Raw genomic sequence first — 24,565 nt, forward strand, 5'->3', positions numbered from 1 at the left:
CCCGGCCCGCGTCAACGAATATTGACGCAGGAGGTTCATCATGACACTGCCGACGGCAATCGCCCAGGACGACGGGAGCGAGCCGCTGGCCGCCCTGCACCGCCTCGCCGAGGTGCGGAAGGAGGTCGCCCGCGCCGAGGAGGCGAACGTGCGTCGCGCACGCAACCTCGGCTACTCGTGGCAGGCCATCGCCAGCGCTCTCGGTGTGAGCAAACAGGCGGCCCACCGCCGTTTCGGCCGCTCCTGAAGCTCTTACAGCCACTCCATAGGATCCGACCGCGAACGAAGTACGGTCGAAGTACCATCTTCCAGATAGAGGTCCCGCATGTCCGGTTCGGCGACAGCACGCCGTCGCGGACGTGGCGCACAGCCCGAAGGCCCCCGCGCGACGTTCCGCCAGCTCCTCCCCTTCCTCTTCGAGCACAAGCGCACCCTCATCGTGGTCGCCGTGCTCAGCGTCATCGGCGCAGCGACGTCGCTCGTGCAGCCGCTCCTCGTGGGTCAGGTCATCGAAGCCGTGCAGTCCGATACGGGGATCGGGATCCTCGTCTGGCTCCTGGTCGGCTTCGTGATCGTGTCGTCGATCATCTCCGGCTTCCAGCACTACCTGCTCCAGCGCACCGGCACCGCCGTGGTGTATTCGAGCCGTCGCAAGCTGATCGCCCGCATCCTGCACCTGCCGACCTCCGAGTTCGACGCCCGCCGCACCGGTGACCTCGTCTCACGCGTCGGCACGGACACGACGCTGCTGTACGCCGTGCTCACCCAGGGCCTCGCCGATGCCGTCGGCAGCGCAGTGCTCTTCGCCGGAGCACTGATCGCGATGCTCGTGATCGACCCGATCCTGCTGCTGCTCATCGTCGTGGTGATCGGCATCTCGGTCGCGGTCGTCGTGATGCTGAGCGGACGCATCCGCACCGCATCGACCGCCCAGCAGGAGAAGGTGGGTGAGCTCGCCTCCGGCGTGGAGCGTGCCGTCGGCTCGATCCGCACCATCCGCGCCTCCGGGGCGACCGAACGCGAGACCACCGCCGTCACCGCCCTCGCATCAGACGCCTACGGGATCGGCGTGCGCATCGCCAAGATCTCCTCCATGGTCGTGCCCGTCTCCGGCATCGCCCTGCAGCTCTCGCTGCTGGTGGTCCTCGGCGTCGGCGGCTTCCGTGTGGCGGCCGGAGCGATCACGATCGCCTCCTTGATCTCGTTCATCATGTTCCTGTTCCTGCTCGTGATGCCCTTGGCCACCACGTTCGGCGCCATCACCTCGGTGAACCAGGCCCTCGGTGCGCTCGGTCGCATCCAGGAAGTGCTCGATCTGCCGACCGAGTCGCAGGACGACGAGAAGATCGCCGCGTCGCTGCCTCGCGAGACGCCGACCCCCGACGCGCCGGCCATCGAGTTCCGCGACGTGCGCTTCCACTACCCCGCGAACGTCGTCGCAGCCCGTGCGGCCGCAGCCGAGGAGGCCCGGACCCTGCTCGCGGATGCACACCTGGAGTCCGCAGAGGATGCGACGGCCACCGTGCAGGACCACGAGGTGCTCCGCGGCGTGTCCTTCGCCGTGCCCCACGGCTCCCGCGTCGCCCTCGTCGGCCCCAGCGGCGCCGGCAAGAGCACGATCCTGTCGCTCATCGAGCGCTTCTACGACCCGACGGGCGGCTCGATCCGCCTGCACGGCCACGACGCGCGCACGTATCCGCGCGACGAGCTGCGCGCCCACTTCGGCTACGTCGAGCAGGACGCGCCGACGCTGGCCGGCACTCTCGCCGAGAACCTGCGGCTCGCCTCTCCCGAGGCGACCGACGCCGACTGCGAGCGCGTGCTGCGCGCCGTGAATCTCGGCGACGTGCTCGAGCGCAGCCCCCTCGGGATCGAGGCGCCCGTCGGCGAGGACGGCGTGATGCTCTCCGGCGGTGAGCGTCAGCGACTCGCGATCGCCCGCGCGCTGCTGACCGACGCCCCGATCCTGCTGCTCGACGAATCGACGTCGTCGCTCGACGGTGTGAACGAGCAGCGCATGCGCGAGGCCATCGATGCGGTCTCCACCGACCGCACGCTCGTGGTCATCGCCCACCGCCTGTCGACGGTCGTCGACAGCGACCTGATCGTGGTCCTGCAGGACGGCGTCGTGGTCGGCCAGGGCACGCACGCCGAGCTCGTGGAGTCGACACCGCTGTACCGCGATCTCGCCCGGCACCAGCTGCTGACCTGATCCCCACCCCCACCCCCACCCCGCACCCGCGCCCCACCCTCGCCCTCGCCCCGCCCCCGCGGCGTCGAGACCCATCGTGCTCGTCGAGACCCATCCTCCCCCACGCTTGGGAGCGTGGGTCTCGACGACGAGCGTGGGTCTCGACCAGCGCCAGAGCAACACGAAGGCGGGACGTCGGAGACCACTCAGCCATGGGTTCGTCTCTGATGTCCCGCCTTCGCGGGTTTGCAGGGCACGAGGCCCTGAGGGTGCCGGCTCCCCCGAACCGGCACCGGTCTGGGGAGCTACGCCTTGTCGAGGCGGTAGCGCAGCGAGGCCAGCTCGGCGCGCAGCGCCGCCGGAACCTTGTCGCCGAAGGTGTCGTAGAACTCCTCGGTCAGATCGGCCTCGGTCTTCCACGCCTCGGCGTCGACGGAGAACAGCTCGTCGAGGTCGGCGGCGGGGATGTCGAGTCCGTCGAGATTGAGGTCTTCCACGCGCGGCAGGCGTCCGATCGGGCTGTCGACCGCGGGCACGTCACCGGCGATGCGGCGGATGATCCAGTCGACGACGCGCGAGTTGTCGCCGAAGCCCGGCCACAGGAACCGGCCATCGTCGCCGCGGCGGAACCAGTTGACCTGGAAGATGCGCGGTGCGCGGTCGAAGCGCAGACCGCGGCCCACCTTGAGCCAGTGGCCGAAGTAGTCCGCCATGTTGTAGCCGCAGAACGGCAGCATCGCGAAGGGGTCGCGGCGGAGCTCCCCGACCGTGCCTTCAGCGGCAGCTGTGCGCTCGGACGAGATGTTCGAGCCGAGGAACACGCCGTGCGTCCAGTCGGTTGCCTCGACGACGAGGGGCACGTTGCTCGCGCGGCGTCCGCCGAACAGGATGACGTCGAGCGGGACGGCCTCCTCCCAGTCCTCGGAGATCTGCGGGCACTGGGCCGCCGACACCGTGAAACGGGAGTTGGGGTGCGCGGCAGGGCGTCCCGACTCGGGGGTCCAGTCGTTGCCCTCCCAGTCGATCAGGTTCGCCGGCGCCTCGTCGGTCAGGCCCTCCCACCACACGTCGCCGTCGGGGCGGAGCGCGACGTTGGTGAAGATGGTGTTGCCCCAGAGCGTCTCGACCGCGGTGACGTTGGTCGATTCGCCGGTGCCAGGTGCGACGCCGAAGAAGCCCGCCTCGGGGTTGATGGCCCACATGCGACCGTCTTCACCCGGACGGATCCAGGCGATGTCGTCGCCGAGGGTCTCGACGCGCCAGCCCGGGATGGTCGGACGCAGCATGGCGAGGTTCGTCTTGCCGCATGCCGAAGGGAAGGCCGCAGCCACGTGGTAGGCCTTGCCCTGCGGGTCGATCACGCGGATGAGCAGCATGTGCTCGGCGAGCCAGCCCTCGTCGCGGGCGATCACCGAGGCGATGCGCAGCGCGAAGCACTTCTTGGCGAGGATCGCGTTGCCGCCGTAGCCCGAGCCGTACGAGTAGACCTCGAGCGTCTCCGGGAAGTGCACGATGTACTTGTCGTCGTTGCAGGGCCACTCCACGTCCTGCGCACCCGGCGCGAGCGGGGCACCGACCGTGTGCACGGTCTTGACCCACGGCGCACCCTCGGCGATCTGACGCGTGACGGCATCGCCGACGCGGGTCATGATGCCGATCGAGGCGACCGCGTAGGCGCTGTCGGTGATCTGCACGCCGATGTGCGAGAGCGGGCCGCCGACGCGTCCCATCGAGAACGGGACGACGTACATGGTGCGCCCACGCATCGATCCCTCGAAGATCTCATCCATCTTGGCGTGCATCTCGGCCGGAGCCGCCCAGTTGTTCGTGGGGCCAGCGTCCTCCTCGCGCTCGGAGGCGATGAACGTCCGCCCCTCGGTGCGAGCGACGTCGCTGGGGTGCGAGCGCGCGAGGTACGAGCCGGGTCGCCACTCGGGGTTGAGCTTGATCAGCTTGCCCTCGTCGACCAGTCCGCGCAGCAGCCAGTCGTTCTCGGCCCGCGAGCCGTCGACCCAGTGCACGGAGTCGGGCTGGGTGAGCGCCCGGATCTCCTCGACCCAGGCGGCCAGCTCGGCCATGGCAGGAGTGTCATACGTCGGAGCCGCCCCGAACGTGCGCGTCGGGGAGACGGGAGACGTGCGAGGGGTGAGGACTTCGGCCATGGCCATGACTGCTCCTTAGAAGTGTGGGGCGTTGCACCTATCTTCTTCCGGTTCGAACGTGACTTTCGGCCATTTCAAGCGATAAGAACTGGAATTCTTTCGCTAGACTCAAGGAATGGCGTCCTCCGGCATCCACCTCACGACCCTCGGCCACCGCATCCGTCACCACCGACTGGAGAACGGCTACACGCTCGATGAGCTCGGCGCGCTGGTCGGCGTCGCCGGCTCGCAGCTGAGCCTGATCGAGAACGGCAAGCGCGAGCCCAAGCTCTCCCTCCTTCAGGCGATCGCGCAAGCGACCAAGACCGAGGTGACCGATCTCATCTCCGGTGAGCCGCCGAACCGGCGTGCCGCGCTCGAGATCGCCCTGGAGCGCGCGCAGGAGAGCCCGGTGTTCCGGCAGCTCGGCGTCGCCCCCGTGCGCGTCACCAAGGGGATGAGCGACGAGACGATCGAATCCGTTCTCGGCCTGCACCGGGAGTTGGAGAGGCGGGAGCGCGAGGCCATCGCGACCCCGGAGGAAGCACGCCGCGCCAACACCGAGCTGCGGCTGCGGATGCGCGCCCAGAACAACTACCTCCCCGAGATCGAGAAGCTCGCCGAGAAGCACCTCAAGGCTGCGGGACACGTGCAGGGTGCACTCACCCACCGCACCGTGAGCATCATGGCCGAGAAGCTCGGGTTCGCACTGATCTATGTCAACGACCTCCCGCACTCGACACGGTCGGTCACCGACCTCGAGAACGGGCGGATCTACCTGCCGCCGGCCTCGATCCCCGGCGGTCACGGCCTGCGCTCGATGGCGTTGCAGGCGATGGCACACCGACTTCTCGGACACACCCCGCCGACCGACTACGCCGACTTCCTGCAGCAGCGCCTGGAGATCAACTACTTCGCCGCATGCTGCCTGATGCCGGAGACGGCTTCCGTCGCGTTCCTGCAACAGGCGAAGAAGGACCGCAACCTCGCCGTCGAGGACTTCCGTGACGGCTTCGGCGTCACGCACGAGGCGGCGGGCATGCGCATGACGAACCTGTTGACACAGCACCTCGGCATGGCGCTGCACTTCCTGCGCGTCGACTCCACCGGGGCGATCACCCGTGTGTACGAGAACGACGACCTGCCGCTGCCGATGGATGTGACCGGTGCCGTGGAGGGACAGCGGGTGTGTCGCAAGTTCCAGGCCCGCGCCGCGTTCACGCAGCAGAACCGCACGGTGGAGCACCACCAGTACACCGACACCCCGTCCGGCACCTTCTGGTGCTCGACGCAGACCGGGTCGTCGACCGACGGCGAGTTCTCGGTGACGGTCGGGGTGCCCTTCGACGACGCACGGTGGTGGCGTGGACGCGAGACGAACGACCGCGCGGTATCGACGTGCCCCGACGAGTCGTGCTGCCGTCGCCCCTCGGCCGAGCTGAGCGATCGGTGGAGCGGACGGGCCTGGCCGAGCGCGCGCGTGCACACGCACATGTTCTCCCCTCTCCCCCGCGGCGCGTTCCCGGGCGTCGACGACAACGAGGTCTACAGCTTCCTCGCCCGCCACGCCAGCGAGTAGGCGCCACGCCAGCGAGTAGGGGCGGGTCGGGCTCGGGCAGGCGTCTCAGTCGTCGGCGAAGCGGGCGAACCGCGCGAGGGCTGCGGCCACGACCTCGGGATCCTCTGGCGCCTCGAAGAGCTCTGGCGGTGCACTCCTGGTCGCGCTCGCATGCGACCAGGAGCCGATGACGCGGCCCTGTTCGACGATCGTCGGACGCACCATGCCGTTCTTCCCCGGCCCGATCGCCGCCAGATACGCCGGGTCGCATACGGCCGTGCGATCGGCGTAGGAGATGTAGTACTCGTCGAACGCGCCGAGCGCATGGACCGATGCGGCGCCGCTCGCCCGACGCGGAGGCCGGCACGCGACGAAGAGCCCTTCGTCGACCTCTTCGACGCTGGAGGCCGCCCGCTCTGCCGCCTCACGCGACTGACCCAGAGTGAGGCCCGACCACCACGCGAAGTCGGCGACCCCGGCAGGACCATGGCCGTCGACGTAGCGGACGAACAGCTCGGCGAGCGGATCGTCGGGTGCTGCGTGCTCGCGGATGTGCTCCTCCACGAGGACGAAGCGCTGTTCGCGGGCGACACCGGCGCGGGCCACGACCGGTCCCTGGCAGATCAGCCCGGCGATCGTGAGGGTGAACAGCAGGTGGATGCCGCGCTGACCGGAGGGGTCGATGCCGATCCCCTCCAGCACCTCGAACACCTCCGCACGCGTGCACCCGCCATCGCGCAGGCGCGGCGTCAGGGCGCGAACGGCAGCGGCGACCATGTCGTCGTCGATGCCGAGGTCACGGTGACGGGTGGCTGCCTGCTGCCGCTGCCGCCCGGCGGTGACCTGGAGCATCCAACCGAGGTCTCGCGCCGGGACGGTGTGCAGGGTGCCGCGCATCGTCCACGCGCGCACGATGTCGCCGCGGTCGAAGGCCCGGTCGACGTCGCGCAGTGTCGGCTCACCGCGGGTACGCACGGCGAGCGCCCACCGACCGGCCGTGAAGTCCTGACTCTGCACGGCGAGCATGTGCTGCGCCGCATCCGTCACGGTGCGCGCCGGAGCGGTCAGGCGATGCGAACGGAGGCGTTGTGAACGGAGACGATCGGTGCGCTGAGCCGCGGTCTTCATGACCTCATCATGCCGGGTACTCCCGACGATACGACGAAACCCGGCGAACGGCGAGACTCAGCCCTGCAGGGTCACCTCGCGGCGCTCCGGCAGCACGATCGGGTGCGAGCCCGCCATGACCTCGAGCACACGGATGACCTGGCAGGAGTATCCGAACTCGTTGTCGTACCAGACGTACAGGATGAGGGTGTCCTCGTCGGCGATGGTGGCGAGGCCGTCGACGATGCCGGCACGGTGCGAGCCGACGAAATCGGTGGAGACGACGTCGGGGCTCTCCACGTAGTCGATCTGCTGACGGAGCTTGGAGTGCAGCGAGACGCGGCGCAGGTAGTCGTTGACCTCGTCCTTGGTCGCGGGACGCTCGATGGTCAGGTGCAGCACCGCGAGCGACACGTCGGGCGTCGGGACGCGGATCGAGCTGCCGGTGAGCTTGCCCTCGAGCTGCGGGAGCGCCTTGGCCACGGCCTTGGCCGCCCCCGTCTCGGTGATGACCATGTTGAGCACGGCCGAACGTCCGCGTCGGTCGCCCTTGTGGAAGTTGTCGATCAGGTTCTGATCGTTCGTGAACGAGTGCACGGTCTCCACGTGCCCCTTGACGACGCCGTACGCCTCATCGATCGCCGCGAGTACCGGAGTGATGGCGTTGGTCGTGCAGGACGCGGCCGAGATGATGCGGTCGGAGTCGGCGATGGTGTCGTCGTTGATGCCGTGGACGATGTTCTTGAGCGGGCTCTTGCCGGGGGCCGTGAGCAGCACGCGGGCGACGCCCTTCGACTGCAGGTGCTGGGAGAGCCCCGCCTCGTCGCGCCAGCGTCCGGTGTTGTCCACGACGATCGCGTCGTGGATGCCGTGCGCGTTGTAGTCGATGGTCGCCGGGTCGTCGGAGTAGATCACCTGGATGCGGGTGCCGTTCGCGATGATCTGCTCGGCATCTTCGTCGACCGTGACCGAACCGGCGAAGCGGCCGTGCACGGAGTCGCGCAGCAGCAGTGACGCGCGCTTGACGAGATCGTTCTCGGCACCGCGGCGGACGACGATGGCACGCAGACGCAGCCCGCTCCCGCCTCCCGTGTGGGCGATGAGGATACGAGCGAGGAGGCGGCCGATCCGCCCGAACCCGTAGAGCACGACGTCGATGGCCTCAGCGGCGACAGCTCCCATGGCCGGAGCGAGCACATCTGCGAGATAGGCCTCCAACGGCTGACCGCTCTCCGCGTGGCCGGCGACCAGGCGGGCGACGTCGAGGGAGGATGCCCCGGGCGCGAGAGCATGGATCGCTTCCAGCACCGCAAGGCTGTCCTCGATCGGCAGACGCTCGTGACCGAGCTGGGCGACACGCTCGTGCACCTCGACCAGCCCCGTCGCCGACAGGCCGAGCAGACGATGCCCGTGGAGCGACGTGACGACGTCGTGCTCCCGTCGGAGCGCCCCGATGAGCGGGATCATCCGCTCCGCCAGCTCTTCGCTCTCTGTCCAGTCGTCGCGGTGTGCCGCGGAATCGTTCATCTGCGTCCTTGCATGTGTGAGCGCGCCGAGGTCGCCGGCGCGCGAGTTGCCGGGTGGATCGGGGGATGCATCCAGCGTACAAGTCGCAGGAACACGTGCCGAATCCGACGGCTGCGGACCGGGGTCGAGCAGGCCCGGCTTCTCGCGGGAATCCCCCGGTCACCCGTCGCGTTCTCCCCCTCGGACGCTCCACGAAAGGCTCGCGATGACCCCCAGCCCCCGCCGCTCGGCATGGCCGCCCCTGCTGCTCGCGATCGCCCTCGAGGTGAGTGCGACCCTCTCCCTCCGAGCCGCCGAGGGGTTCACGCATCCGTTCTGGCTCGTCGTCGTGGTGCTCGGCTACACGGGGTCGCTCTGGCTGCTGTCGGTCGTGCTCGACCGCGGCATGGCCGTCGGCGTCGCATACGGCATCTGGTCGGCGATCGGCGTCGTGCTCACGGCCGCGCTCGGCACGGTGCTGTTCGGCGAGCTGCTGGGACCGGTGCAGATCGTCGGCGTCGGCGTGATCGTGGTCGGCGTGCTGCTCGTCGAACTCGGATCCCATACGCGCGATACGACGGAGGCGACGTCGTGACCTGGGTGTTCCTCGCCCTCGCGATCGCGAGCGAGGTCACGGCGACGCTGAGCCTGCGCGCATCCGAGGGCCTGCGCCGTCGCCGCTGGATCCCCGTGATCGTCGTCGGCTATCTCGCCGCCTTCACCCTGCTCGGCACGATCCTCGCGATGGGGATGCCGGTGGGCGTCGCTTACGGGATCTGGGCCGCCGCCGGTGTCGCGCTGACCGCGGTGCTCGGGCGGGTGATCTTCAAGGATCACTTCTCGGCCATGATGGCGATCGGCGTCGCGCTGATCGCGGTCGGAGTGGCGATGATCGAGTTCGGCGGCGGCCACTGACGACAACGCGCCATGAGCTTCTCCTCGGCAGCAGTTTTGCGTCTACACTGGTGGAATAATGACACAGTCACTCCACGGCGACGATGCCGACCTGATCATCCGCGGCGGCCGCATCCGCACCCTCGACCCTTCCGACACGATCACGGAGTCGCTCGCCGTCCGCGACGGGGTGATCGTCGCTCTGGGTGCGGAGGCGGAGGCTCTGGATTCACGCGCGGTGATCGAGCTGGACGGGCGCACCGCGATCCCCGGCATCAACGACGCCCACCTGCACGCCGCATGGCTGGGGGCACGGTGGCCGCATCTCTTCTTCTCCGACACACCGCCGGAGGAGCAGCCGTCCGGACGGCTCGTCTCGACGTCGGGGGAACGCCGGTCGGCGCTGCGACGCGCATGGGCACTGCTCGCCGAGCTCGGCATCACGAGCTACACCGAGCCGGGGATCGGCCCCGGCGAGGACGACGGCGAGACCGGATGCTTCGGCTCCGACATGCTCGACACCTACCTCGAGCTGCATCGCGAGCGCGCCCAGACCTCCCGCGTGACCCTGCTGAGACTGTTCGGCACGATCGACGGCGAGAGCACGCTCGACGACTTCGAGCGCGGGGTGCGCATCCCCGCACCGCCCTCCGACCCTCGATGGCTCGCGATCCCCGGCGTGAAGATCTTCGCCGACGGCATCCCCCCGATGGCGACCGCCTGGGTCGATGAACCGTACGCCGACGGCACCACCGGCGGACTGCTCACCCGTGGCGAGCCCGACGCCCGCACCGCCTTCCGACGCATGCTCGAACTGGCCTCTGCCCGCGGGCTGCAGATCGCGGTGCACGCGACGGGAGACCGTTCGATCGCCGAGTTCCTGTCCGTGCTGGAGGGCCTGCACGCACAGCACCCCACGCCGTCGGGTCCGCACTACGTCGTGCACGGCGATCTCGCCACGACCGAGCAGATCGCCAGGATGGGGCGCATCGGCGCGGGGTTCGCGGTGCAGCCGCTGATCGCGGCGCACACGCACTCCTGGGCGGCGATGCAACTGGGAGAAGCCAGACTCGCCTCCGCATGGCCGCTCGCCGAGATGCTGACCTCGGACGCGCTGACCACGATCACGAGCGACTCCCCCGTCGCGAGCCCGGACTGGCGGCTGGGTCTCGACGCGTCCCTCGCGCTGCTCACCGCCGCGGGCGCCACGGACGACGCGGGCACCAGGAACCGGCTGCTGCGCTCCGTCACCGTCGACCCTGCTCGACAGGATGGTGCCTCCACATGGAAGGGCTCGCTGGCCATCGGCATGGTCGCCGACGTCACCGTCCTCGATGAGGACCCCCTGACGCCCGGCCGCGACCTCGCGACGATTGGCGTCGCCCGCACGATCGTGGACGGGCGCACGGTCTTCTTGCGCGGCTGATCCCGAAAGCGATGCACGAAAACGGCGGGCGGCATGTTCACGCATGCCGCCCGCCTCTGATCCCCCTCGGACCAGTCGTGTGCCCCGGCGCCGGTCACCCGGCGCCGGGACGAGTCTCACACCGCAGTCGCCACGAGCACCCGCGGGCTGCCGGGCAGCGCGACCTTGTCGCGCACCGACCAGCCGGCGTCGGCGAGCCATCCGCGCACCTCGGTCTCGGGATAGACGACGGTGCCGTCGATCACGAGGTACTCGCCCGCGTGCAGGGCGTCGAGCGCGCGCTGCTCCACATCCTCGTCCAGGAAGAAGTCGAGCACGGTCAGGGTCGCGCCGTCGACGGCAGCCGCCCGCAGGTTGCGGAAGATCTGCGCATTCTCCTCGGCGGAGAAGCGGTGGATCACGTGGTTCGCGAAGACCGCGTCGTACTCTCCCTCGGGAGCGGTGGTCGCCGTGTCGCCGACCTCGACCGTGGCACGCTCCTGCACTCCCGCAGCTGCGACCGCGTCGGCGATGCCGTCTTCGAAGCCGGGAGCGTAGAGGAACGTGGTGTGCAGCTCGGGGTTGTCCGCCATGACGGACAGCGCGAACTCGGCGGACAGGCCACCGAAGTCGAGCACCCTGGTCGCACCGTCGAGGTCGACGTGACGGCCGAACTCCTGCGCGTGCAGACGGTTGTACGTCATGACGCCGGCCATGAAGGTCGCCCAGCGGGCGTCGTCCATCTGCAGGTCGCCCGGCTCGGTCGTGTCGACCGTATGCGCGAACTGCAGCCAGTGCGGGTAACTGATCTCGTCGAGGAACGTGAGGAAGGGAGCGAGGTCGATCGCCGCCTCGTTGCCGACCAGGTACGCGGCGGCGTCCTCGGCGAGCGCGTAGCGTCCGCCGGTCCTGGTGAGCAGGCCCTTGGCGGTCATCGCATCGGCGAGCAGCGTCGCGATGCGCTCGCTGACCGCGCACCGCTCGGCGATCGCGGCCGCCGTGTCCGCCCCGTCGGCGATCGCGGCGAACAGGCCGATCCTGCTGGCCTGGAAGAGCTGCTTGGAGGTCATGTAGCCGGTGGCGATGTCGAGGATCCGCGCCGCGTCGGCGGTGGGGGTTTCGGTCATGAGCGAGCCTTTCGAATTATCTACGAATGTTGGAAATAAAGATCATGGTTGAAGCCGGATGTCGAGGGGGCTTCAATCCGCGAGGAACTCCCGCACCGCGGTCCGGAACCCCGGTGCGTGCAGGGCCGCGAGATGGTCGCCGGGAACGCGCCGTGTCCGCGCATCGGGTAGCAGCGCCGCGAGGTCGTCGATCCCCGCCGCCATCCCGTCGTCGACTCCACCGATCAGGAGGACCGGAACGCTCGGCCCGCCGCGATCGGCGACGAAGGGCTCCGCCGCCAGACCCTCGATCAGATCGAGCAGGTCGGCAGGACGGTTGCCCGGCATCGACACCATGCCGAGGATCATGCCCGTGAGCGGATCCCTCGGCGCGCTGCCGTCCGCGAGGGAGGCTCGCGCGGCCGGGAGGTCGACGAAGGAGAAGGGCTCCCCCGCGCTGAGCCCGCCGAGCACGAGCCGCCGAACGGCGATGTCGTGACGGGACGCGAGGTCCCATGACAGCCGCGCCCCGAGCGAGTAGCCGACGAGGTCGACCTCCTGCTCACCGACGGCCGCACGGATCGATGCGGCGATGGCGTCGGTCACGGCCGATGTCGTCGCGGTCCCGAGCGCGATACTGTCGCCGTGAGCCGGAAGGTCGATCACCACACGCGGTCGATCGCCGAGAACGGCGTCCCACTCGCTTTCGGGCCAGTCCAGACGCCCCCTCGAGGCCAGGCCGTGCAGGAACACGACAGGACGCCCCGCTCCCGGATGGTGCGAGACGGACAGTGGTGCGGTCATGAGGCGCCTTCCTCTCGAATGCGGCGCCTCGCGGTCAGCGGAGTCGCGCCAGGAACTTCCGGATGTAGTCCTCGTAGTCGGCGATGCGCTCGCCCTCGGGATACATGAGGTTGATCACCGTCGCTCCGACGGCGACCGAGATGAACTCGTTCGCGAGGGCCGCATAGTCCTGATCCCGGATGGATCCGGCATCGCGCGCCGCCTCCATCCGCTCGACGAGCATCGCGTGCCACCGCGCGAGATGCGTGCGGTAGAGCACCGTGAGCTGATCGTTCGACATCGCGTACTCCCAGAGGGCGAGGAGCACACGCCCACTCGCGATCTCCCCGACACTGCTCGGCAGCGTGCCCTCGAGCACCTGCTGCAGCATCCGCTCGGGCGTCGCGCCCTCGGAGATCGACTCCTGGAGCCAGGTGTCGTGCTCGAGCAGCACGGTCTCGAAGGTGGCGGCGACGATGCTCTCCTTCCCGGGGAAATAGTGCTTCAGGGCACCGTTCGCGAATCCGGCCTCGGCGGCGATGCTGCGCATGGTCGCCGCCTCGAATCCGCCCTTCAGGATGATGCTCTTCGCCACCTCGACGATGTCCCGTCGACGCTGGTCGTGGTCGATGATCTTCGGCATGTCGTCCTTCCGGCCGATTCTGCTGCGTGGAGTGTTCCGGCCTGGAGCTACCGTACCGCCGCATCGCGCACCTCCCGCAGAGCGAGCCACTGCGCGCGACGTTCGCGCTGGGCGCGCGGGTCGGCGACAGGCGAGGCCAGCCGAAGGCGCTCGGAGTAGGGGTGCTCGGGGGCACGGGTCACCTGCTCGCCCTCCCCGACCTCGACCAGCTCACCGCGGTACATCACCGCGACCCGATGGCAGACCCGTCGCACGACGCCCAGGTCGTGGGAGACGAAAAGGTAGGCCACACCGGTGTCGCGCTGCAGCTCGATGAACAGGTCGAGGATCGTCGCCTGCGTGGTGAGGTCGAGCGCACTCACCGGCTCGTCGCACACGATCAGGCGAGGGCCCCGCACCAGCGCGCGGGCGATCGCGACCCGCTGCCTCTGCCCGCCGGAGAACTCGCTCGGATACCGGTCCACCGACGTCGACGGCAGCCGCACGCGATCGAGCATCTCCCGTACCTTCGCCTCTGCGGCCTTGGCACCGATGCCGGTGGTGAGCAGCGGCTCAGCGAGGATGTCGCCGATCGTCATTGCGGGATTCAGCGAGCCGTAGGGGTCCTGGAATACGACCTGCACGTCATCGGCGAGCGCTCGGCGATGACGGGTGCCGAGGTGGCTGATCTCACGCCCGTCGAACCGGATGCTGCCGGCTGTGACGGGAGCGAGCCCGAGGATGGCCTTGCCGAGTGTCGACTTCCCCGACCCGGACTCTCCGACCAGACCGAGGCACTCCCCGGGTGCGATGTCGAGCGAGACGCCGTGCAGTGCCCGGTAGGCCTGCCGTCCGCGACCGTATTCCACGACCAGGTCGTTCACCTCGAGCAGCGGGTTCATGCGGGGACTCCCGTCGTGCGGCGGTCGAGCTCGGCTCTGCCCTCGGCGTCGTCGAGCGACGCGGCGATCAGTTCTCGCGTGTAGTCGACGGCAGGGGCGGCGAAGAGGTCGTCGACAGGGCCCGACTCCACGATGTCGCCGCCGCGCATCACAATCACCCGATCGCAGATGTCCGCCACGACGCCGAAGTTGTGCGTGACGATGAGCAACGCCATCCCGTACTCCGCCTGCAGCTCGCGCAGCAGCTCCAGCACCTCGGCCTGCACCGTGACGTCGAGCGCGGTCGTCGGTTCGTCGGCGACGAGGAGCGACGGCTTGCCGGCGATAGCCCCCGCGATCAGCACCCGTTGCGCCATGCCTCCCGACACCTGGTGGGGGTAGCTGCGCATCACCCGGTCGGGGTCGGTGAGGCCTACTCGCACGAGCATCGCCCTGGCGCGCTCCTTCGCCGCAGCCTTGCTGAGCCCATGCGTGCGGCGCAGCGGCTCGACCAGCTGATGGCCGATCGTGTACGAGGGGTCGAGGTTGCTCATCGGCTCCTGCGGCACGTAGCCGATGGAGCGCCCCAGCAGGGCATGGCGCTGCGCGGGTGTCGCCCGCGTGACGTCGACACCACCGACCCAGATCGCGTCGGCGGTCGCCCGCCCGGTGGCCGGAAGCAGGTCGAGCACCGAGAAGACCGTCTGCGACTTGCCGGATCCCGACTCGCCGACGATGCCGACGACCTCGCCGGGCGCGACGTCGAGGGTCACCCCGTGCACCACCTCGGTCTCGCCGTTCGGTGTGGCGTGCACGACCCGGAGGTTCTCCACGCGCAGAGCCGAGGCCTCCGCGGCGTGCTGCACCGTGCCGGACGGGGAATCCGGTCCGGAGAGGGCGGCGGACCCGGCAGCGGAGACGGCGACGTCCTTCCGACGACGGGACACCCGTGGCGTGCGCACCTGCACCAGCTCGGCGAGCGTCGACCCCATGATCGCGAGCACCGCGATCGTGAGCCCGAGGGCCGCCGACGGCCACAGCAGCATGAGCGGATACGTGAGCATGAGGCGGAAGCCCTCCAGCATCATGGCTCCCCAGCTCGGGACGTTGGAGTCGCCGATGCCGAGGAACTGGAGGCCTGCCTGCATGCCCATCGCGATACCGGCGGTCAGCGCCGTCTGGATGATCACGGGCGGATAGACGGCCTTGATCACGTGGCGGAAGATGATCCGTCCGTCGGAGAGTCCGGAGACCCTCGCGGCGTCGATGTAGGGCTCGCTGCGCACGGCGAGCGTCTGCGAGCGGGCGATGCGGAAGTAGCCGGGCACCATGAACACGCCGACGGTGGCCATCAGCAGTTCGAAATTGTTGCGAGACCCTGCGGCCACGACGAGCAGGATGATCATGCCGGGGATCGACTGCAGGGCATCGCTGATCCATGTGGAGACCCGGTCGAACGCTCCCCCGAAGTAACCGGCGGCGACACCGGCGGGCACACCGATCACGAGGGCGGTGACGATCGTGATGAGCGCGCCCCACAGCGTCGTGCGGGTGCCGTAGATGAGGCGGCTGAGGATGTCCCGCCCCGTGGAGTCGCCACCGAGCAGATGCTCCGGTCCCGGTGCGGCCTTCGCGGCGGACAGGTCGACGAAGTTCGGGTCCATCGGTGCGAGCAGCGGGGCGAACACGCCCACCAGCACGATGAGCACGAAGATCGCGAGCGGGATATACCCGCCGGGGTGACGGAGGAACCGCCGGAACAGGCTCGACCTCCGCTTCTGCGCCGCGCGGTCGAACGCGACCCTGATGTCTGTCGTGGTCATGCGACGCGCACCTTCGGATTGATCCAGCCGAGCACGAGGTCGAGCAGGAGGTTGATGAGGACGACGAAGACGACGGAGACGACCGTGATGCCGAGCAGCATGGGGATGTCACCGTTCTGCGATGACTGGTTCGTGAGCTGGCCGAGCCCCGGGAGGCTGAAGATCTGCTCGACCACGATCGCGCCGGAGAGGAGGCCGACGAACATGAGCGCGATCACGGTGAGGGCCGCCGGCGAGGCGTTTCGCAGGATGTGCAGGTTGACGCGGGCGGCGGAGAGTCCTCGGCTGCGGAGAGTGCGTACCCAGTCCTGTCGGCTCTGCGCGATGACGGCGTTGCGCAGCTCCTCCGACACCGCGACGATGCCGCCCAGCGCGAGCGAGATCGCCGGAAGGGTGATGGAGCGCAGCCAGCCGTCGACGGACTGCGTCGGGGGCACGTAGCCCACGGCCGGGAACCACTTCAGCTGCACGGCGAGCCACATCACCAGCACGAGGCTGACCCAGAATCCCGGGAGTGCGAACAGCACGACGGAGATGCCCTTGATGATGCGGTCGAACCAGGTGCCGGGTCGGAGTCCGGTGATCATGCCGAACCCGATGCCGACGACCGCGGTGATGAGCGTCGCGAAGGTCACGACGCTCAGCGTCACCGGGACCTTGATCGCGAGCTGCGCGCTCACCGGTTGGAAGTTGCGCCAGGAGACGCCGAAGTCGAGCAGCACGGCGTGTGAGAGCCAGTCCCAGAACTGCACGAGGAGCGGACGGTCGAGACCGATCTTCTCGGCCAACGCCGCCTGCTGCGCTGGGCTCGCCGTGGTGCCGAGCAGGGATGCGGTCGGGTCGCTGATGGCCAGGTGCGCCAGGAAGAAGGTGCCGATCGAGACCGCGACGAGCAGGAGGATGCCGGACAGCACCCGCTTCGCCGTGAACACAAGCATGAGAACCTCGGGAGGGGTCGGAGGGGGCAGGACCCGGGGGCGGCCGTGTCGTGGCCGCCCCCGGAGGGCATCAGCCCTGGGTGATGTAGCGCAGGGTGGGGAACATCATCCCGACGACGGGCTGCAGCTGGATGCCGGGTGCCGTGTAGTAGATGTTGTTGGCCTGGTACCAGACCGACCACCACGCCTGATCGACGAGGGCCTTGTTGAGCTCCTTGACGGCGTCGGTCTGCGCGTCGCCGCGTTCCTTCTGCACCTTGTCGACGAGCGGGGCGATGACCTCGTTCTGGGCATAGTCGGGTTCGGGGTTGAACCACTGCACGCTGGTGACCTGACGGGCCACCGTCGCGACGTCGTTGCCGTCCATCGCGAGGAACGAGATGAACATCGGGTAGTTCGGCGCGTTCAGCTGGTAGTCGGGCATCTGCATGTTGTCCCAGGTGACCGTGACACCCAGCTCGTTGAGCGCCTGCTCCGCGGAGGGCTTCCACATCTCGAAGATGGGCGACATGGGCATCGAGATCGCGAACCCGTCGGGGTAGCCGGCGTCGGCGAGCAGCTTCTTGGCCTTGTCCATGTTGTAGGCGTAGGTCTCGTTGAGGGCGGGGTCGTTGACTGTGCCGCCGTCGGGGAACACCTGGTTCGTGGCGACGCCGGCACCGCTGCCGACGGCGGCCAGGATCGCGGCGCCGTCGAAGGCGTAGTTCAGGGCCTGGCGCACCTCGAGCTTGCCGAGGGGCTCGCTCTTCGCGCCGGTGTGGTCGGTGATGACGAGTCCGGCCCAGCCGGAGACGCGCTCCGCGGTGTTCCAGCCCTGCTGCTTCGCCTGCTCGAGGTTGGCGACGTCGCCGTACTGCACGTTGATCTGGCCGCTGAGCATCGCGTTGTGTCGGGCGGTGGCGTCGGTGATCGGGTAGATCGCGAGCTCGGAGAACGGATAGGTCTCGGCATCCCAGTAGTCGGCGGTCTTGGTGAAGTGGTACTCCGCACCGGCGACGCTCGTGGCGCTGTCGAGGACGTACGGGCCGGAGCCGATCGGCTCGCTGCCGAGTGTTCCCGCCTCGATGGCCGCGGGCGAGGCCACGTAGCTGCGGCCGAGGCCCATGAAGTAGAGGATCGTGTCATCGCGCTGTGTGAGCACGATGCGCACGGTGTCGTCGTCGACCTTCTCGAACGAGGCGACGTTGACGTAGGCCTCCCCGGAGCGCGCTCCGGCCTTCAGGTACTCGAGGCTGGTGATGACGGCGTCGACGTCGACCGGGGTGCCGTCGCTGAACACGGCGTCGGTGCGGATGTCGAGGTCGATGCTCAGGTCGTCGTCGGCGACCGTCCAGTCTGTGGCCAGCGACGGGATCGGTTCGCCGTCGGCGTCGAGGGCGATCAGGGCGTCGTAGACCGCGGAGAGGTACGGACCGTCGAAGCCGATGTCGGCGAGGGAGGGATCCCACGACGTGATGTCGAGGAAGTTGCCGATGTTCAGGGCGTCGGGGTCTTCGGCAGCACTGCCGTCGGACGGGGAGGGCGTTGCGCCGCCGCTGCAGCTGGTGAGCGCGAGGGTCGCGGCCACGGCTGCGGCGAGCGCGAGGGGCATTCGTTTCATGGTTCCTTCTCTCGGGTGCAAGGGTGGTGAAGAAGGCTCGGAGTGCCGCTGGCCGGTAGCCGGATCCGGCGTCACCTCGATGTGTCGCGCTGGTTAGTCTACAGGTGTGGAAAAAGAGCGCAAGGGCGATTGTTGCTGCGGATGCCCCACCCCATGCCCGGGGGCGCACCGGGCTTGTCCGAGCGCGCAGGCATAGCGGCAGATCGGCACCCCGTTCAGGCGACGCCCGCCTCAGGCAGCGCCCCTCTCAGGCAGCACCACCCTCAGGCAGCACCACCCTCAGGCAGCACCACCCTCTGGCAGCACCACCCTCAGGCAGCACCACCCTCAGGCAGCACCACCCTCAGGCAGCACCACCCTCAGGCAGCACCACCCTCAGGCAGCACCACCCTCAGGCAGCACCACCCTCAGGCAGCGACATCGAAGCGTGCTCGCCCACCCAGCCGCGGAGTGCGCGCCGGATCAACCGAGGCGGGCGGCAGGAACCACACCTTTTCGCGACCACGGCCACCGCCACCGCCACCGATGCGGATGCCCCACCCGTTGTCGTGGATGCGGTGATGACAGGTCTCGCACAGCAGCACGCCGTTCGAGAGATCGGTCGGCCCCTGGTCGCGTGTCCACCAGCGGATATGGTGCGCCTTCGTCATCTCCGGGGGGAGTCCGCACATGGCGCAGCCGCCGTCCCTATCCACGAGGGCCAGTCGTTGCGACCGCGTGAAGAGGCGCTTCTCCCGCCCCCAGTCGAGCACCTCGCTCACGGTACCGAGTACGCACGGGATCACTCCCCCGCCCGCAGCCATCCGCCGCGCAGCTCCGATGCTGACGGGCTGCTCGATTCCGTCGATCTCGGCCGATCCCACACCCGCTTCCAGCGCGTCGAGATCCACCCGCACGATGACGGTCGCGCCCGCCAACGGCACGCGAGCCTCGCAGTCGAGCACATGCCCGGCGAACACCGCGAGCGCATCGGCCTGGATCATCGGCACGGTGCGACGATCGGCATCGGGCGCGTCCGGGGCCGTCGCATCCTTCCGGGCGGCGAATGCGGCGCTCACGTAGCCGCGGATGGCGGTCACGACGGGCGCGGCAGTCTCCGCATCGAGGACGGCGTTCAGATGCACCATCCCGCCGCGCTCGTGGATGGTCAGGGATCGTCGGGAACGTTGCTCCTCGAGACGCGACTCCACCCCATCCGGGTCCAACCAGGCTTCCGCCCGCACGACCAGCTTCCGTACGTCGTCGATCGCGAGCCCCGCCGACTTCTCTACCAGCACACGCTCCGCTTCGGCGACACGCTCGACACCGACCACCACGCGGCATCGGTCGAGCAGCGCGATGATCACCGCTGCCGCCTGAGCGCTGAGTGCGCCCGCGTCGAGTGCCTCCCGAATCAGCGGATACCTCGCCGGCAGCGGTACACCGAGGAGATCGGCGCGTGATGCGACCGCCTCTCCGACCTTCACCAGCCGATGCGCCTCACCGCGCGACACCCCGACAGTCGCCGCGATCAAGGTCGCCGGATTCCGGAAGCCCTGCTGCTTCGCAAGGCTCTCCGCCCCCAACTCCGGACGCGACTCCCGCGAGATGCATGCGGCGACCTCGATGTGCACCGCGTCCAGCCGGCGTTGCAGCACGCCGATCGACGTGCTCACCGCGATCAGCTGCTCACGCGAGAGGTCTTCCGAACTCTTGGCGTCGGCCCACGCCGCATCGAGGCGGGACATCGCCTCGTGCAACACGGCCAACTTCGACATGCCTCGATTCTATCGAATCAGCGCTCGACATTCGAAGTTATGTTCGATCTCATTCCGGCATTCCGCGCCTCATCGACCAGCGCACGATACCCGGGGAGGAACGGCTCGACGAGCTTCGTCTCGAGCTGCGACTCCAGATCCCAGAGCACGCGCCGCTGCGCCTCATCCACCACGAGCTCACCACTCCCGTTGGCAGCGGCCAGCCATTCGAAGAGCACCAGCGCTTCGCCAGCCGTCAGCTGCAGCTCGACCGACACCCTCTCTCCGCTTCCCGCCATGCGCATCATGCCAGTCGTGAACACCACCCCGCACTCCCCCTCCACTCACCACTCACCACTCACCACTCACCACGCTCCATCCGCCCGCACTCCGCGGTCGACCCAGCAGTCGGCGAGGGCGGTGCGCACCTCGTCGCCGTGGTCGCGCGCCAGCGCGAGGGCGGCATGGTTGAGCTCGAGCTGTGCGACGCGTGAGGCGCCGAACAGCACGTTCGCCGTCGCGGGGTTGGACAGGCAGAAAGCGATGCCGAGTGCTGCCGGCGTCACGCCGAACCCCTCGGCGACCCGCGCGACCTCGGGGTAGACGGCCGCGATCCGCTCACGGATCCCGCCGACGTCGGCGCCGATCTTCCGTTCCGGCATCCGTCCGGTGGCGAGGATGCCTCCCTCGAAAACGTCCGACGCCTGGAGGGTGAGCGTGCCGTCGGCGAACAGCGGCCCGTAGGCGTCGCCTTCCGCCATCGACCGACGAGCGATGCCGTACTTCAACTGTGCGAACACCGGTCCGGCCACCCCCTGAGCTTCGGATTCCGCGAGAGCCTGCCGCGTGTGTTCGATGCGCCAGTTGTTGATGCCCCAGGAACCGACGAGCCCTTCGTCGATCAGCGCGTTCACGTCGGCCACGAGCCGCGGCAGGTCGGGGGCATCGACGTAGTCGCCCACCACGAGGGTGTCGAACCGGTCGAGGCCGGCCCGCTGCAGCGACTCCACGAGCTGCGCACGGAACCCCTGGTTCGGCCAGTCCCACACCCAGAGCTTCCCGCACAGCACGATGTCCGCGCGGTCGACGCCGCTCGCCCGCAGCGCCTCGCCGAACAGGATGTCGGTGCGGGAGTTCTCGGCGTGCGGACCCATGTTGTAGTACGCGACGTCGAAGAACCCCGCATCGAGCTCCACCGCGCGCCGGATGAGGGTGACCGCCTCGTCCCGCTCCATGCGATCCCAGGTGTTCCACGACCCCAGGGCGAGCGGCGGCACCGGCGCCCCGCCCGAGAACAGGGGTGTGCGGGGATATGTCGGATCGGGCATGAGGGCTCCTTCGCCGTCTCGTGGCACGGGGTTGTGTTTTTCTATGTTTGTAGAATATAACGGACTCATCCCGTCAGAACACCCGTCAGTGAGGACGAACACGACCGTTTCCCCCCGCCGCATCCTGGTCACCGGAGGGGCGTCCGGGCTCGGCCGCGGCATCGCCACCGCCTTCCGCACGGCCGGCGACGAGGTGTTCATCGGCGACGTGGACGCCGACGCAGCCGCTGCCGTCGCCGCCGAGATCGGCGCCACCCCGCTCCCCCTCGACATCGGCGACGAAGCGTCGGTGCGAGCGGCGGCCGAGCGGGTCAGGGAGTCCGGCGGCATCGAGGTGCTGGTCAACAACGCCGGCATCGTCGCTGGTGGCGGCACGCTGCAGGAGGTACCGGTGGATGTGGTGGATGCCGTCCTCCGCGTCAACGTGCGCGGCACGTTCCTCATGCTCCACGTCTTCGGCGCACTGCTGGCCGAGGCGGGGCACGGTTCGATCGTCAACATCTCCTCGATCGGCGCCCGCCAGCCCACCGCGGGCCTCGGACACTACGAGGCGACGAAGGCCGCGGTCGACGCCTTCACTCGCACCGCCGCCCTCGAGCTCTCCGCCTCGGGAGTGCGCGTGAACGCCGTCGCACCGGGTCCGGTCCTCACCCCGCTGACGGCCGGCTTCGCCTCCGACCCCGACGCCCGAGCCGCCTGGGAGTCCCGCATCCCCCTCGGGAGCATCGCCGAGGTCGACCAGATCACGCCGCTCGTGCTGTTCCTCGCGAGCGACGCCGCCAACCACATCACCGGAGTCTCGGTCGCCGTCGACGGCGGCCAGCTCCTGGTCTGAGAGGACCCCCATGTCGATACCCACCCTCACCCGCGCCGCCGTGCTCACCGCCCACGGCGAACCCCTCACACTGCAGGAGCTCCCCCTCCCGAGCGAGGTCGAACCGGGCGCCGCGCTCGTGCGCATCGCCTGCACCACGCTGTGCGGCACCGACATCGAGATCTGGGAGGGGAGGATGACCTTCCCCGGCATGCTGCCCATGGTCCTCGGGCACGAGATGGTCGGCGAGATCGTCGCCGTCGGCACGCATACCCGCGATGCGCTGGGTCGACCGCTCTCCGCCGGCGACCGCATCGGCTGGTCGGAGTCGACTTGCGGGGAGTGCCACGGCTGCGTCGTGCTGCGCGAACCCGTCGCCTGCTCGCGCCGCGGCTACGGATTCCTGCAGCGCGCCGATGTGCACCCGTTCGCCACCGCGGGGCTCTCCGAGTACGCCTACGTCACCCCCGGTGCAGCCAAGCTGCTGCTGCCGCCGACGGTCAAGGACACGTGGGCGTCGATGGCGGGATGCGCGGCGAAGACCGTGCTGCGCGCCTTCGAGCGCGCGGGCCGCATCCGTCCAGGCTCGACCGTCGTGGTCCAGGGGTCCGGAGCCCTCGGCATCTTCGCCACCGCCGTCGCGAAGATCGCCGGTGCGGGTCGCGTCATCACGGTCGGCGCTCCCGCCGTCCGCCTCGAGCTCGCCGCGCGCTTCGGTGCGGATGCCGTCGTCGACTTCCGCGACGGACCCGTCGTGGATCAGGTTCTCGAGCTCACCGGCGGCCTCGGCGCCGACCACGTCTTCGACTTCGCCGGGGCACCGAGCGTCGGCCCCGACGCCGTCGGCATGGCCGCGCAGCGCGGCACGATCGCGATCGTCGGCTCCACGGGGCCAGCGGGCGACGGCTTCGCCCTCAGCACGATCATGGGCAAGGAGCTCACGGTGGTCGGCTCGCTGAACGGCGACATCTCGGACTACGCCAGGGCCATCGACTTCTTCGCCGCCTTCGCCGATCGCTACCCGTGGGACGCCCTGTTCAGCGCCCCCGTCGGTCTCGCCGACGCCTCGGAGAAGATCACCCGCATGCACCACCTCGATGAGGTCAAGGCCGTCATCGACCCGAGAATGTGAGCCTCCGATGACCACTCCCCTCCGCACCGTCCCCCGCCGCGAGATCGGTCGCAGCGGCATCGACGCCTCGCTGTTCTCCCTCGGCTCCTGGCACACCTACGACCGCATGGACTTCGCCGACGCGGTGGCCATGCTGCGGGAGGCCGTGGAGCGCGGTGTCAACCTCTTCGACGTCGGCGTGTACTCCGCACCCGGCGCCCCGCCCGTGTTCACGGATGTCATCTTCTCCGCCATGGTCCGCGCCGCCGGTCTCGCCCGTGAGGACTGGCTGCTGTCGTCGAAGCTGTGGCTCGAGGCCTTCGACGCCGACGGCTTCCGCCCGCAGCTCGAGAACGCCCTGATGCGGGTGGGGGTCGAGCACGCCGACCTCGTGATCCTGGGCGACCTGCGGCGGGACGACCTCGACCTGCGCGACCTCGTGATCGATCTCGCCCGACTCACCGAAGCCGGACTCATCCGCGCGTGGGGCGTGAACAACTGGTCGACCTCGAGCATCCAGACCCTGATCGACCTCGCCGCACGAGAGGGGGTCGCCGGCCCGCAGATCGCACAGCTGAAGTACAGCGTGTCCCGACGCTCGATCCCCGACGGCGCCCCGTTCGCCCGCCTGTGGGAGCAGGGCCTCACCCTGCAGGCTTCGGACTGCCTGGAAGGCGGCGTGCTCGCCGGAAAGGTGAACGGCGACCGGCAGATCGGCCGCGACCCCGGAGACATCCGAACGCGGATCATCGCCGACGTGCCCGCGTTCACGGCGCTCGCGGAATCGCTCGACGTCTCGCCCGCACAGCTCGGCCTGGCGTTCACCCTCACGCATCCCGCCCTCACGACCACGCTCTTCGGCGCATCGAGCGTCGCGCAGCTGCGGGCGAACCTCGACGCCGCCGCGCTGGTCGAGCGCGTCGGCGCCACGACGCTCCGCGAACTCGTCGAACCGTTCTGGGCCGACCGCGACGTCGTCGACCCCGAGGGCCCCTGAACACCGCCCCGCGACCGTGCCCGC

At 69.2% G+C, this 24,565-nt stretch carries 22 protein-coding genes; 9 read left to right on the forward strand and 13 right to left on the reverse strand.

Annotation, left to right across the window (positions count from 1 at the left end; genetic code table 11):
- Positions 1 to 40 precede the first annotated feature (40 nt).
- Complete coding sequence (locus ABRP18_RS12220) at positions 41 to 247, forward strand: hypothetical protein (protein WP_045262938.1); 207 nt, start codon at positions 41 to 43, stop codon at positions 245 to 247.
- 78 nt (positions 248 to 325) lie between these two features.
- Complete coding sequence (locus ABRP18_RS12225; protein WP_349884726.1) at positions 326 to 2,212, forward strand: ABC transporter ATP-binding protein; 1,887 nt, start codon at positions 326 to 328, stop codon at positions 2,210 to 2,212.
- 284 nt (positions 2,213 to 2,496) lie between these two features.
- Here the strand turns inward: ABRP18_RS12225 and ABRP18_RS12230 are convergent, their stop codons facing one another.
- A complete protein-coding gene (locus ABRP18_RS12230; RefSeq protein ID WP_058632905.1) occupies positions 2,497 to 4,359 on the reverse strand; it encodes a phosphoenolpyruvate carboxykinase (GTP) in 1,863 nt (620 codons plus the stop codon).
- A gap of 109 nt (positions 4,360 to 4,468) precedes the next feature.
- Between ABRP18_RS12230 and ABRP18_RS12235 the strand changes: the two genes are divergently transcribed.
- The gene (locus tag ABRP18_RS12235; protein WP_349884727.1) at positions 4,469 to 5,911 is read left to right on the forward strand and encodes a helix-turn-helix domain-containing protein; all 1,443 of its coding nucleotides are present in this window, start codon (positions 4,469 to 4,471) and stop codon (positions 5,909 to 5,911) included.
- Between the two features lie 45 nt (positions 5,912 to 5,956).
- Here the strand turns inward: ABRP18_RS12235 and ABRP18_RS12240 are convergent, their stop codons facing one another.
- Together ABRP18_RS12240 and ABRP18_RS12245 are read right to left on the reverse strand one after the other, a co-directional pair.
- The gene (locus ABRP18_RS12240) at positions 5,957 to 7,018 is read right to left on the reverse strand and encodes a winged helix DNA-binding domain-containing protein (protein WP_058632907.1); all 1,062 of its coding nucleotides are present in this window, start codon (positions 7,016 to 7,018) and stop codon (positions 5,957 to 5,959) included.
- Between the two features lie 57 nt (positions 7,019 to 7,075).
- A complete protein-coding gene (locus ABRP18_RS12245) occupies positions 7,076 to 8,524 on the reverse strand; it encodes a glyceraldehyde-3-phosphate dehydrogenase (protein WP_349884728.1) in 1,449 nt (482 codons plus the stop codon).
- Positions 8,525 to 8,729: 205 nt separating this feature from the next.
- Here ABRP18_RS12245 and ABRP18_RS12250 point away from each other — a divergent pair, with 205 nt between their 5' ends.
- From ABRP18_RS12250 to ABRP18_RS12260, 3 genes are read left to right on the forward strand one after another with little or no spacing between them, the layout of a single operon-like run.
- Positions 8,730 to 9,098: a multidrug efflux SMR transporter gene (locus tag ABRP18_RS12250; protein WP_046749681.1), complete on the forward strand. Its 369-nt coding sequence runs from the start codon at positions 8,730 to 8,732 to the stop codon at positions 9,096 to 9,098.
- A complete protein-coding gene (locus tag ABRP18_RS12255; RefSeq protein ID WP_058632908.1) occupies positions 9,095 to 9,418 on the forward strand; it encodes a multidrug efflux SMR transporter in 324 nt (107 codons plus the stop codon). The genes ABRP18_RS12250 and ABRP18_RS12255 overlap by 4 nt, the downstream gene beginning before the upstream one ends.
- Positions 9,419 to 9,476: 58 nt before the next feature.
- Entirely contained in the window at positions 9,477 to 10,823 is a 1,347-nt protein-coding gene (locus ABRP18_RS12260; RefSeq protein WP_349884729.1) for an amidohydrolase family protein, read from the forward strand.
- Between the two features lie 116 nt (positions 10,824 to 10,939).
- On the opposite strand, the gene ABRP18_RS12265 is transcribed toward ABRP18_RS12260, so the two are convergent.
- The 10 genes from ABRP18_RS12265 to ABRP18_RS12310 form a co-directional block, all read right to left on the reverse strand.
- Positions 10,940 to 11,929 carry a methyltransferase dimerization domain-containing protein gene (locus ABRP18_RS12265; protein ID WP_349884730.1) on the reverse strand — a complete coding sequence of 330 codons (990 nt, stop codon included), beginning with the start codon at positions 11,927 to 11,929 and terminating at the stop codon, positions 10,940 to 10,942.
- A 72-nt stretch (positions 11,930 to 12,001) separates the two neighbouring features.
- A complete protein-coding gene (locus tag ABRP18_RS12270) occupies positions 12,002 to 12,712 on the reverse strand; it encodes an alpha/beta fold hydrolase (protein WP_058632911.1) in 711 nt (236 codons plus the stop codon).
- Between the two features lie 34 nt (positions 12,713 to 12,746).
- Positions 12,747 to 13,334, reverse strand: a complete 588-nt coding sequence (locus ABRP18_RS12275; protein WP_046749685.1) for a TetR/AcrR family transcriptional regulator — start codon at positions 13,332 to 13,334, stop codon at positions 12,747 to 12,749.
- Positions 13,335 to 13,381: 47 nt separating this feature from the next.
- Positions 13,382 to 14,215, reverse strand: a complete 834-nt coding sequence (locus tag ABRP18_RS12280) for an ATP-binding cassette domain-containing protein (protein ID WP_046749686.1) — start codon at positions 14,213 to 14,215, stop codon at positions 13,382 to 13,384.
- On the reverse strand, positions 14,212 to 16,017 hold the full coding sequence (locus tag ABRP18_RS12285; protein WP_349884731.1) for a dipeptide/oligopeptide/nickel ABC transporter permease/ATP-binding protein: 1,806 nt from the start codon (positions 16,015 to 16,017) through the stop codon (positions 14,212 to 14,214). The genes ABRP18_RS12280 and ABRP18_RS12285 overlap by 4 nt, the downstream gene beginning before the upstream one ends.
- Positions 16,014 to 16,955 (reverse strand): ABC transporter permease, encoded by a 942-nt coding sequence (locus ABRP18_RS12290; RefSeq protein ID WP_349884732.1) that lies wholly within the window; start codon positions 16,953 to 16,955, stop codon positions 16,014 to 16,016. The genes ABRP18_RS12285 and ABRP18_RS12290 overlap by 4 nt, the downstream gene beginning before the upstream one ends.
- Positions 16,956 to 17,025: 70 nt before the next feature.
- Positions 17,026 to 18,555 (reverse strand): ABC transporter substrate-binding protein, encoded by a 1,530-nt coding sequence (locus ABRP18_RS12295; protein WP_349884733.1) that lies wholly within the window; start codon positions 18,553 to 18,555, stop codon positions 17,026 to 17,028.
- A 407-nt stretch (positions 18,556 to 18,962) separates the two neighbouring features.
- Positions 18,963 to 20,312 carry a DUF222 domain-containing protein gene (locus tag ABRP18_RS12300; RefSeq protein WP_349884734.1) on the reverse strand — a complete coding sequence of 450 codons (1,350 nt, stop codon included), beginning with the start codon at positions 20,310 to 20,312 and terminating at the stop codon, positions 18,963 to 18,965.
- A gap of 17 nt (positions 20,313 to 20,329) precedes the next feature.
- A complete protein-coding gene (locus ABRP18_RS12305; RefSeq protein ID WP_349884735.1) occupies positions 20,330 to 20,617 on the reverse strand; it encodes a hypothetical protein in 288 nt (95 codons plus the stop codon).
- A 39-nt stretch (positions 20,618 to 20,656) separates the two neighbouring features.
- Positions 20,657 to 21,619 (reverse strand): aldo/keto reductase, encoded by a 963-nt coding sequence (locus ABRP18_RS12310; protein WP_349884736.1) that lies wholly within the window; start codon positions 21,617 to 21,619, stop codon positions 20,657 to 20,659.
- A gap of 88 nt (positions 21,620 to 21,707) precedes the next feature.
- On the opposite strand from ABRP18_RS12310, the gene ABRP18_RS12315 reads away from it, so the two are divergent.
- Genes ABRP18_RS12315 through ABRP18_RS12325 form a run of 3 tightly spaced genes read left to right on the forward strand, consistent with a single transcriptional unit; the run spans position 21,708 to position 24,541 of the window.
- Positions 21,708 to 22,454, forward strand: coding sequence for an SDR family NAD(P)-dependent oxidoreductase (locus ABRP18_RS12315; RefSeq protein WP_349884737.1), 747 nt, complete (start codon positions 21,708 to 21,710; stop codon positions 22,452 to 22,454).
- Between the two features lie 10 nt (positions 22,455 to 22,464).
- Positions 22,465 to 23,565 (forward strand): zinc-binding dehydrogenase, encoded by a 1,101-nt coding sequence (locus tag ABRP18_RS12320; RefSeq protein ID WP_349884739.1) that lies wholly within the window; start codon positions 22,465 to 22,467, stop codon positions 23,563 to 23,565.
- A gap of 7 nt (positions 23,566 to 23,572) precedes the next feature.
- Positions 23,573 to 24,541 (forward strand): aldo/keto reductase, encoded by a 969-nt coding sequence (locus ABRP18_RS12325; protein WP_349884740.1) that lies wholly within the window; start codon positions 23,573 to 23,575, stop codon positions 24,539 to 24,541.
- Positions 24,542 to 24,565: the final 24 nt, after the last annotated feature.

The sequence above is a fragment of the Microbacterium sp. WHRI 7836 genome (assembly GCF_040223885.2).
Lineage (GTDB): Bacteria > Actinomycetota > Actinomycetes > Actinomycetales > Microbacteriaceae > Microbacterium > Microbacterium oxydans.

Excerpts from the sequence above, each read along its gene's own strand:
- ABRP18_RS12220 (WP_045262938.1), top strand. The coding sequence starts at position 41 with ATGACACTGCCGACGGCAATCGCCCAGGACGACGGGAGCGAGCCGCTG.
- ABRP18_RS12225 (WP_349884726.1), top strand. The coding sequence starts at position 326 with ATGTCCGGTTCGGCGACAGCACGCCGTCGCGGACGTGGCGCACAGCCC.
- ABRP18_RS12230 (WP_058632905.1), bottom strand. The coding sequence starts at position 4,359 with ATGGCCATGGCCGAAGTCCTCACCCCTCGCACGTCTCCCGTCTCCCCG.
- ABRP18_RS12235 (WP_349884727.1), top strand. The coding sequence starts at position 4,469 with ATGGCGTCCTCCGGCATCCACCTCACGACCCTCGGCCACCGCATCCGT.
- ABRP18_RS12240 (WP_058632907.1), bottom strand. The coding sequence starts at position 7,018 with ATGAAGACCGCGGCTCAGCGCACCGATCGTCTCCGTTCACAACGCCTC.
- ABRP18_RS12245 (WP_349884728.1), bottom strand. The coding sequence starts at position 8,524 with ATGAACGATTCCGCGGCACACCGCGACGACTGGACAGAGAGCGAAGAG.
- ABRP18_RS12250 (WP_046749681.1), top strand. The coding sequence starts at position 8,730 with ATGACCCCCAGCCCCCGCCGCTCGGCATGGCCGCCCCTGCTGCTCGCG.
- ABRP18_RS12260 (WP_349884729.1), top strand. The coding sequence starts at position 9,477 with ATGACACAGTCACTCCACGGCGACGATGCCGACCTGATCATCCGCGGC.
- ABRP18_RS12265 (WP_349884730.1), bottom strand. The coding sequence starts at position 11,929 with ATGACCGAAACCCCCACCGCCGACGCGGCGCGGATCCTCGACATCGCC.
- ABRP18_RS12270 (WP_058632911.1), bottom strand. The coding sequence starts at position 12,712 with ATGACCGCACCACTGTCCGTCTCGCACCATCCGGGAGCGGGGCGTCCT.
- ABRP18_RS12275 (WP_046749685.1), bottom strand. The coding sequence starts at position 13,334 with ATGCCGAAGATCATCGACCACGACCAGCGTCGACGGGACATCGTCGAG.
- ABRP18_RS12280 (WP_046749686.1), bottom strand. The coding sequence starts at position 14,215 with ATGAACCCGCTGCTCGAGGTGAACGACCTGGTCGTGGAATACGGTCGC.
- ABRP18_RS12285 (WP_349884731.1), bottom strand. The coding sequence starts at position 16,017 with ATGACCACGACAGACATCAGGGTCGCGTTCGACCGCGCGGCGCAGAAG.
- ABRP18_RS12290 (WP_349884732.1), bottom strand. The coding sequence starts at position 16,955 with ATGCTTGTGTTCACGGCGAAGCGGGTGCTGTCCGGCATCCTCCTGCTC.
- ABRP18_RS12295 (WP_349884733.1), bottom strand. The coding sequence starts at position 18,555 with ATGAAACGAATGCCCCTCGCGCTCGCCGCAGCCGTGGCCGCGACCCTC.
- ABRP18_RS12300 (WP_349884734.1), bottom strand. The coding sequence starts at position 20,312 with ATGTCGAAGTTGGCCGTGTTGCACGAGGCGATGTCCCGCCTCGATGCG.
- ABRP18_RS12310 (WP_349884736.1), bottom strand. The coding sequence starts at position 21,619 with ATGCCCGATCCGACATATCCCCGCACACCCCTGTTCTCGGGCGGGGCG.
- ABRP18_RS12320 (WP_349884739.1), top strand. The coding sequence starts at position 22,465 with ATGTCGATACCCACCCTCACCCGCGCCGCCGTGCTCACCGCCCACGGC.
- ABRP18_RS12325 (WP_349884740.1), top strand. The coding sequence starts at position 23,573 with ATGACCACTCCCCTCCGCACCGTCCCCCGCCGCGAGATCGGTCGCAGC.